Below are 2,076 nucleotides of genomic sequence, written 5' to 3' on the forward strand. Positions count from 1 at the left end.
CGTCGGCGGTGGTGCGCGCGCTGGCCTCGGTCGAGCCCGCACCGGTGGCCGCCGCCGGTGCCGGTGACGTGGTGCTCGACACCGTCTACGACGGGCCGGACCTGCACCGGGCCGCCACCGCCCTGGGGACGGGCGTCGACGGCCTGGTGACCGCGCACACCACCCAGGTGTGGACCTCGGCGTTCCTCGGTTTCGCGCCAGGCTTCGCCTACCTGCGCGCCGCGGCACCCTCCGTCCTCGCCTGGGACGTCCCCCGTCGGGCGACGCCGCGTACCACCGTCCCGTCGGGGTCGGTCGCGCTCGCCGGGCCGTTCTCGGCTGTGTACCCCCGGGTCTCCCCGGGTGGGTGGCAGCTCGTGGGCCGTACCGAGGGCACCCTGTGGGACCTGGACCAGGAACCGCCCGCACGCCTGGTCCCCGGTACGCGCGTGCGGTTCCGGGCGGTGCGTGCCACGGCTCTGGTCACGTCCGGCCCGGTGCGGCCCGTCACCGGGCAAGCCACCGGCCCTGGGGGGACCGGCGAGGACGGGCCGGACGCGGCACGAGGCCTGCAGGTGCTGGGAACCGGGCCCCAGGTGCTCGTCCAGGACCTGGGCAGGCCCGGGCACCTTCGGGTGGGTGTTCCGAGGTCCGGTGCGCTGGACCGTGGGGCGGCGGTGGCCGGGAACCGCGCGGTGGGCAACCCCCGCGGTGCTGCGGTCCTGGAGGTCGTGCTCGGTGGGGCTCAGGTACGGGCGGCGGGCCACCAGGTGCTCGCCCTGACCGGGGCGGTGGTCCCGGTCAGGGTGGTGGACGCCGAGGGCGGCGAACGGGTCGCACCGGCCCACGGCTCTGCGTTCGGGCTGGCGGACGGGCACGTCCTTCTGATGGGCGCGCCCACGCACGGGTTGCGCACCTACCTCGCGGTCCGTGGTGGCATCGACACGCCGGTCACGCTCGGGAGCCGGTCCACGGACGTCCTGTCGGGGCTCGGGCCGCAGCAGGTCCGTGCCGGGGACCTGCTGCCCGTGGGTGCGGCTCCCGGCGACGCGGTACCGGCCCCCGAGCGGTCGGACGTCGCGGTGCAGGGTCCAGCGGCGCGGGGGCGGGCGGTCCGGGTCCGGCTGGTCCCGGGTCCCCAGGAGGGCTGGTTCGCGCCGGGCTCGAGGGAGCGCCTGCACGGGGAGTGGGTGGTGGGGGCTCGCGCGGACCGGGTCGGGCTGCGGTTGGAGGGTCCGCCGCTGGAGCGGGTCGTCCACGAGGAGCTCCCGAGCGCAGGCCTGGTGCCGGGCGCGGTGCAGGTGCCCCCGGACGGTCAGCCGGTGGTGTTCCTCGCCGACCACCCCGTGACCGGCGGCTACCCGGTGGTGGGGGCCGTGGTCGCTGACGACCTGACCGCGCTGGCGCAGGTCCGCCCGGGGGACGTCATCCGCCTCGTCCCGGAGGGGTGACGCGCCACCGCCCGCCCGTGCCGTCGATGTGCCTGTGCTGTCGAGGCGTGTCACCGGTCCTAGGTCCCGGGTGAGGCGGGCGTGCGGCTGGGAGCATGAAGGACGTCAGAACGACCCCGAACCTCGCAGAGGACACCTCGTGATGAACGAGAACCCGTGGCTGATCGACGACGACGGCGACGAGGAGGGCCTGCACCCCTTCTGGGACTGACGGACCGGATCCCGGGACCGCGCCACGACTGTCGGGCCCGGGTTACAGTGCCTCGATGAGCACTGCAGGGGGGCAGAGCGGGGAAGCGCCGACGGTGGCCGACCTCGAGGCGGTGATCGAGGCGCGGGACGTCAGCGCGGCGTTCCAGCCGATGGTCGACCTCGCTTCCGGAGAGCTGGTCGGCTACGAGGCGTTGGCGCGCGGCCCGGAGGGGCCGTTGCACAGCCCCGTGGCGATGTTCGACCTGGCGGCCCGGGCGGGAAGGGTCGCCGAGCTCGACTGGGCGTGTCGGGCCGCAGCGTTCGACGCGTTCATCGAGGCCGACGCGCCACCGGGCATGTCGCTGTTCATCAACGTCGAGATGGCGTCCCTGACCCGCGGCTGCCCCCCTGACCTGCTGGCCTCGGTCAGCCACGCCGAGTCCTTGCTCCGGGT

The 2,076-nt window shown here is 75.3% G+C and carries 3 protein-coding genes; all 3 read left to right on the forward strand.

Translation table 11 applies throughout. The features are described from left to right. Window positions 1-1,430 (forward strand): 5-oxoprolinase subunit B/C family protein (locus N869_RS14685; RefSeq protein WP_035062874.1); only part of this gene is annotated, 1,430 nt, incomplete at its 5' end. A gap of 70 nt (window positions 1,431-1,500) precedes the next feature. After that, entirely contained in the window at window positions 1,501-1,641 is a 141-nt protein-coding gene (locus tag N869_RS17510) for a hypothetical protein (protein ID WP_156968588.1), read from the forward strand. Window positions 1,642-1,696: 55 nt separating this feature from the next. Further along, the coding region (locus N869_RS14690; RefSeq protein WP_156968589.1) for an EAL domain-containing protein at window positions 1,697-2,076 on the forward strand (380 nt) is incomplete at its 3' end.

This window comes from Cellulomonas bogoriensis 69B4 = DSM 16987 (assembly GCF_000767165.1).
GTDB classification, from domain to species: Bacteria; Actinomycetota; Actinomycetes; order Actinomycetales; family Cellulomonadaceae; genus Actinotalea; species Actinotalea bogoriensis.